General features: G+C 73.7%; 7 protein-coding genes. 6 read left to right on the forward strand and 1 reads right to left on the reverse strand.

The features are described 5' to 3' along the window. The first annotated feature begins 30 nt into the window (after positions 1–30). Entirely contained in the window at positions 31–918 is an 888-nt protein-coding gene (gene sucD / locus OERS_RS17350; RefSeq protein WP_068627339.1) for a succinate--CoA ligase subunit alpha, read from the forward strand. Between the two features lie 150 nt (positions 919–1,068). After that, the gene (locus tag OERS_RS17355) at positions 1,069–2,352 is read left to right on the forward strand and encodes a cell division protein PerM (protein ID WP_139107912.1); all 1,284 of its coding nucleotides are present in this window, start codon (positions 1,069–1,071) and stop codon (positions 2,350–2,352) included. Between the two features lie 42 nt (positions 2,353–2,394). Here OERS_RS17355 and OERS_RS21630 read toward each other — a convergent pair whose 3' ends face one another. Continuing rightward, positions 2,395–2,985 (reverse strand): hypothetical protein, encoded by a 591-nt coding sequence (locus tag OERS_RS21630; protein WP_068627343.1) that lies wholly within the window; start codon positions 2,983–2,985, stop codon positions 2,395–2,397. Between the two features lie 163 nt (positions 2,986–3,148). Here OERS_RS21630 and purN point away from each other — a divergent pair, with 163 nt between their 5' ends. The 4 genes from purN (at position 3,149) to OERS_RS17380 (ending at position 6,007) form a co-directional block, all read left to right on the forward strand. Next, a complete protein-coding gene (gene purN, locus OERS_RS17365; protein WP_068627345.1) occupies positions 3,149–3,790 on the forward strand; it encodes a phosphoribosylglycinamide formyltransferase in 642 nt (213 codons plus the stop codon). A gap of 146 nt (positions 3,791–3,936) precedes the next feature. Further along, positions 3,937–4,947 (forward strand): hypothetical protein, encoded by a 1,011-nt coding sequence (locus OERS_RS17370; protein ID WP_068627347.1) that lies wholly within the window; start codon positions 3,937–3,939, stop codon positions 4,945–4,947. A gap of 194 nt (positions 4,948–5,141) precedes the next feature. Continuing rightward, a complete protein-coding gene (locus tag OERS_RS17375; protein ID WP_056647607.1) occupies positions 5,142–5,522 on the forward strand; it encodes an ArsR/SmtB family transcription factor in 381 nt (126 codons plus the stop codon). Then, positions 5,519–6,007 (forward strand): SRPBCC family protein, encoded by a 489-nt coding sequence (locus OERS_RS17380; RefSeq protein ID WP_056647609.1) that lies wholly within the window; start codon positions 5,519–5,521, stop codon positions 6,005–6,007. The genes OERS_RS17375 and OERS_RS17380 overlap by 4 nt, the downstream gene beginning before the upstream one ends. Positions 6,008–6,438: the final 431 nt, after the last annotated feature.

Here is a 6,438-nt window from a genome sequence, read left to right on the forward strand (position 1 = left end):
CCCGAGACCCGAGAGAGAAAACAGACAGACATGGCAATCTTCATCAACGAGGACTCCAAGGTCATCGTCCAGGGCATGACGGGTTCGGAGGGCCAGAAGCACACGACGCGCATGCTGGCCTCCGGCACCAACATCGTGGGCGGCGTGAACCCGCGCAAGGCCGGCACCTCGGTCGCCTTCCCGAAGGGCGACGGAACGGTTGACGTCCCCGTCTTCGGGTCCGTCGCCGAGGCCATCGCCGCCACGGGCGCCGACGTCTCCGTGATCTTCGTGCCCCCGGCGTTCACGAAGTCCGCGGTCGTCGAGTCCATCGAGGCCGGCATGCCGCTGACCGTCATCATCACCGAGGGCGTCCCGGTCGCGGACTCCGCGGAGTTCTTCACCCTGGCCGAGGCCAAGGGCGTCCGCCTCATCGGCCCCAACTGCCCGGGCATCATCAGCCCCGGGAAGTCGAACGTCGGGATCATCCCGGCCGACATCACGGGCCCCGGCAAGATCGGGCTCGTCTCGAAGTCCGGCACGCTGACCTACCAGATGATGTACGAGCTGCGTGACTTCGGGTTCTCGACCGCGATCGGCATCGGCGGCGACCCCATCATCGGCACCACGCACATCGACGCCCTCGCGGCGTTCGAGGCGGACCCCGACACCGAGGCGATCGTCATGATCGGCGAGATCGGTGGCGACGCCGAGGAGCGTGCCGCGGCGTACATCCAGGCGCACGTGACCAAGCCGGTCGTCGGCTACGTCGCGGGCTTCACGGCTCCCGAGGGCAAGACGATGGGCCATGCAGGCGCCATCGTCTCGGGCTCGTCGGGCACCGCACAGGCCAAGAAGGAGGCCCTCGAGGCCGCGGGCGTCAAGGTCGGCAAGACGCCGTCCGAGACCGCCGCTCTCATGCGCGAGATCCTCTCCTGACCTCGCACGCCTGAGCAGCACCATCCGACGGCGTCCGGCCTTGAGGCCGGGCGCCGTCGGCGTACCCTGAGGGCCCCGCTCCTGGGCGGGTCTCGGGCGCGCCGCACGACGTGCCCCACGACGCCCGACCGATCGACGACGATGGAGACCATGACCACGCCGACCCAGTCCGCCGCAGCCCGGCGCGGGACGCCCCGCACGCTCGAGGAGCCCGTCGGGGGCCCACGGCGCCCGCTCGAGGCCCCTCGGCGCTGGGTCTCCGGTCTCGTCGCAGCGCTCCAGGCGCTCGCGCTCTCGCTCGCCGTCGTGATCCTGCCGGCCGTCGCGGCGTTCCTCGCGTCCTCGGCAGGTCCGGCCGACGACGGCACGGGCTGGGGGCAGTCGGTGTCGGTCGCGGCCGGGCTGTGGCTGCTCGCGCACGGGGTCCCGCTGGCCGCCGCGGGGACGACGGTGACGCTCGTCCCGCTGGGGCTCACGGCCCTGGCACTCTTCACGTGCTACGCCTCGGCGCGGCGCTCGGCGCACACCGCCGGGTCCGCGTGGGCCGTGGGCGTGGGCGTGTACGCGCTCATGACCCTGGGGATCGCGCTGCTGTCCGGCTCGGCGCCGGGCTGGGACGTCCTGTTCGCCCCGCTGGGTGGCGCGGTCGTCGCCGCCCTCGGGCTGGGAGCCGGGATCCTCGCACGCCCCGACGCGCCCCGGGGCGGCGAGCTGACCGCGGTCCTGGACCCCTACGTCCCGCCGGTCGTCCGGCTGGGCGCGCGCGCGGGCCTGCTGGGCGTCGCCCTGCTCGTGGGGCTCTCGAGCGTCGTGCTGGGCGTCTGGGTCGTGGCCGGGCGTGCGACCGCAGCCGACATCATCACGGGGCTCGCCCCCGGTGCGGTGGGCGGCCTGATCCTCGCCGTCGCCCAGCTCATGGTCGTGCCGAACCTGGTGCTGTGGGTGAGCTCGTGGCTCGCCGGTCCCGGCTTCGTGGTCGGTGACGGCAGCAGCTTCACGACCGCGGCCTCCGACCCCGGCGCGCTGCCCGCGATCCCGCTCCTGGGGGCGCTGCCGGGAGCCGAGTGGACGACGGTCCTCGCCTCGTTCTCCCCGGTGCTCGTGGTGGTCATGGGCCTGGTCGCCGGGGCGTTCGTGTGGCGCCGGTGCGGAGGGCTCGACGCCCGCTGGACCGACCTGGGGCTCGCGGTCCTGGGTGTCGCCCTGGCCTCGGGACTGCTCGTGGTGACGCTGCAGGTCGCGGCGGGTGGCGCCGTCGGGCCCGGACGCATGGCGCACGTGGGGGCGCCGCCCCTGCTCTCCGGTGGGCTCGTCGCGGCGGAGATCGCCGGGGGAGCGGCGCTCGCACTGGTCTGGGGCAAGGCGGCCGTGACCGAGCGGGTGCGGCACCGCCACGACGAGGAGCCCGACGACGGGGCGCACCCCGGCGACTGAGGTCGCCCGGGGCGCGGCGTCGAGGCGTCTACCGAGTACGGCCTACCGGCCGAGCTGGTCCTTGGTCCACTGCTCGCGTGCCTGCTCGTACTGGACCGCGCACTCCTGCTGCGCCGCGACCGTGATCGCGCCGTCGAGGCAGGCCTGGTTGTCCATCTCGATGTCCCACATCGCGAGGCCGCCGATCATCGACAGCGACATGGTCACCGTCAGGCCCAGGCCGACGGCGACCGCGGGCAGCAGCGCCCCGCCGAGCCGGGCACGCCAGACCGCACGCAGCGCGCGCACGCCGAACACGATGGTCACGACCGCGAAGAACAGGCTCGCGACCCGCCAAGGGAAGGCCAGCGAGCTCGTGACGAGGGTGACGAGCATGAGCAGCCCGAAGTGCAGCACCTGGCGCGTCGTGGCACGCAGCTGCTCGGGGTCGACCTGCGCGAGCGGGTCGGGCTTGCCCGGACCGCCGGGGCCCGACGGACCGCCGGGGCCGGTGGGCCCGTGACCGGGAGGCGGGCCCTGCTGCGGGCCCCGAGGGGCGCCGGGAGGTCCCTGCACCGGGGGAGGGGTGGGCTGTCGCGCCTCGTCGGTCGGCTTCTGGGCGCCGGGACGTGGGGGCGCGTACGGGTTGCCCATGGGCAGCTCCTCGGTGCTTCGCGGATGGCACGGGAGGGGGCCGGTGCTCGTCCCGGGGCCCGGAGGACGCGGAGCAGACCGGCGCCTCTCCGGCGCGGACTAGGGTGGTGCCTGGCTATTCTCCCGCATTCTCCCCCCACCGCAGACGCCCTTGAGGAGCACCGTGCGCACACCTTCCGGTCAGCCCATCGACACGACGAGCGCGGCGCGCGTCGTCGTCCTGGTCTCAGGGGCGGGGAGCAACCTCGCGGCGCTGCTCGCGGCGCACGAGGACCCCGCCTACGGGGCGCGGGTCGTGGGCGTCGTCACGGACAAGCCGGGTGCAGGGGCGCTCGACCTGGCGCGCGAGGCGGGGGTCGCGTCGGTCGTGGTCGCGCCGGGTGACTTCGCGGACCGCGACGCGTGGAACGACGGCGTCGCAGAGGCTGTGGCGGTCTTCTCGCCCGACCTGGTGGTCCTCGCGGGCTTCATGCGCATCCTCAGCCCGGCGTTCGTGGACCGGTTCGCGGGCCGGACCATCAACACGCACCCCGCGCTGCTGCCCTCGTTCCCCGGCGCGCACGGCGTGCGCGACGCGCTCGCGTACGGCGTCAAGGTCACGGGCTGCACGGTCCACGTGGTCGACAACGGCGTGGACACGGGGCCGATCATCGCGCAGGCGACCGTGGCGGTCGAGGACGCCGACGACGAGTCCACGCTGCACGAGCGCATCAAGGTCGCCGAGCGGGCGCTGCTGGTCGAGACGGTCGGTCGCGGGGCGCGCGAGGGCTTGCGGGTCGAGGGGCGTCGGGCGCTGCTGGGCTGAGGGCCTCCACGGGTCGGGAGGCGGTCGAGCGTCGAGAGGATCGCGCGAGGGCGGTGGAGAGGCGAGGCACCCAGGGTGCGCGGTCGGGCAGGATCAGACGGTCGTACGGCGCCGCGCCGCGCGGCAGAGCGTCAGGAGGACCGTCCGTGCAGCTCCCGTTCACCTACAAGGTCACCAAGTACGACCCCGCGACGCGGACCGTCAACCCTGACGGGACGGTCGACTGGGACGAGCAGGCGGACACGGACGGCTCGACCGAGGAGGCCTACGTCGACGCGGTCTCGACCTTCGCGCGCGAGCTCGGGGTCGAGCGGCTGACGCTGCGCGACATCGAGGTCGTGGACACGCGGCGCCACATCGAGGACGCCCCGGACCTCACTGCGGGGAGTGTCCTGGCCCGGCTCTTCGGACCGCGGCTCGAAGGGTGCTACGACGGTGCGACGGTGGACATCGCCGGGGCCAGGCTCCTGGTGCGGGAGGCGCTGCGGGCCGAGAGCCTCGATCGCCCGGCGCCCGAGGTGCCGTACCTGTGGTGCCGCCTCGAGGCGGAGGGGCGCATGTTCGTGCACACGGGCCACGATCTCTACATGTACATCGGGGCGTCGGAGCCGTGCCCGCAGGCGGTCGAGGCCGTCGCGGCGTCGGGTCTGTTCCCGGTCCTGGTCGACGAGTCCCCGTACGACCCGACGTCGGCGGACGCGACGGGAGAGCAGGCGGACGTGCCTCCGGTCGACGACGCGTTCTGGGCGACTGTCGAAGTCCTGGTCCGCGAGCACGGGGGCGTGCTCGTCCAGGAGCACGCCGGGTCGAGCCGCTGGCACCGGGTCGTCGCGGGTGGTCCCCGGCCCGTGTTCCGCCCGCGGGCCGTGGTGGAGGTCTGGCCGGACGTGTCCGCCGACGTCGTGACGGTGCTGAAGGGGATCGTCGACGAGGACGACGACCCGCAGCGGGATCTCGTCTACCTCACGGCGGGCGGCGCGGTGCGCACGGTGCGGATCGACGAGGACAGCCTGCCGGGGATCGAGGGGCGCCTCGCCGGTGCGGTCGGCGGGTTCGCTGTCCCGGGAACGGTCGACGAGGCGCTGCCGATGCTGCTGCACCGCGCGGCATGCCCTGACGCGGACGGTGTGGTCCGGGTCCGGGTCAACCGGTTCTGACGCCCGCACCGGGCGGCCACCTGTCCCACGAGATGGGTCCCTCGGTTCGAGACGGGTGCGTGCACCATGGCCCGGGGGCCCGTCTCGGACGGGAAGACCCGTCTCGCACGCCGGGGATGCCGAGCCCTTGACTCGCCTCGTGGTCAACGAGTACGTTGATCAACGTAACCGTTGATCACGACGAGCAGGCCGACATGACCCTCCTGGACGACCCGCACGACGATACCGACGCCGCCCTCGACCGCGCGTTCCTCGCGCTGGCCGACCCGGTTCGCCGGAGCATCGTCGCCACGCTGTCCAGGGGACCGGCCACGGTCAACGAGCTCGCCGCACCCTTCCCCATCACGAAGCAGGCCGTGTCCCGGCACATCCAGGTCCTCGAGACCGCGGGTCTCATCACCCGTACCCGGGACGGCCAACGACGACCCTGCCACCTCGACCCCGCCGCGCTCGAACGGCTCACGGCGTGGATCGACGAGTACCGGCTCACCGCGGAGCGGCAGTACCGCCGGCTCGACGCCCTCCTCGGGCGGCTCCAGGCGACGTCGTCGGACCCATCGAAGGAGCAGTCATGAGCAGCAAGCACCCCACGACCGTCACAGCCCCTCCGGGGACGCCCTTCATCGAGATCGTCCGCGACGTCGACGCACCGCGACCCCTCGTGTTCCGGGCCTACACCGACCCCGCCCTGGTCACGCAGTGGCTCGGTCCGCGCCGCTACGAGATGGTCCTCGACCACTGGGACGCCCGGACGGGCGGCTCGTGGGCCTACGTGCACCGCGCAGGCGAGGAGGAGTACGGGTTCTTCGGCGCGTTCCACTCGGTCGTCCCGGACACGAGCGCCGTCCAGACGTTCGAGTTCGCGGGCGCGCCCGGTCACGTGAGCCTCGACACCGTCTCGTTCGAGGACCTTCCCAACGGCGGGACCAGGATCGTCACGCGCTCGGTCCACCAGTCGGTCGAGGCCCGCGACGCCATGGTCGGCTCGGGCATGGCCGACGGCATGAGCGAGGGCTTCGAACGCCTCGACGAGCTGCTGGCCTCGGACGCCGTCGCCTGAGACCCGGCGGTCGCCGGTCGCCGGTCGCCGGTCGCCGGTCGCCGGTCGCCGGTCGCCGAGAACCGTCCGGGAATCGGGCGCCTCCGCGAGATGCGGCCAGTGGGGGTCGAAACGCGGATTCCGACCCCCACGAGCCGCATCTCGCGGGCGGAGACCGTGGGGGACCCGGACGCCCGAGGCGTGTGGCGCCGTCGGGCCGACCTGCCGGTACCCCCGCCTGCCTCGTCCGCTCGGGAGCGTGCGTTCCGTCGAGATGCGGCCAGCGGGGGTCGAAACGCGGATTCCGACCCCCACGAGCCGCATCTCGCGGGCGGCGACCGGAGGGGACCCGGACGCCCGAGGCGTGTGGCGCCGTCGGGCCGACGCGGCGTGCCGCCCCGCCCGCTCCGCGCGGCGCCGCACCACGCACCCAGCCCCGCTCCGCCCAGCCC

Source organism: Oerskovia enterophila (genome assembly GCF_001692445.1).
GTDB classification, from domain to species: domain Bacteria; phylum Actinomycetota; class Actinomycetes; order Actinomycetales; family Cellulomonadaceae; genus Oerskovia; species Oerskovia enterophila.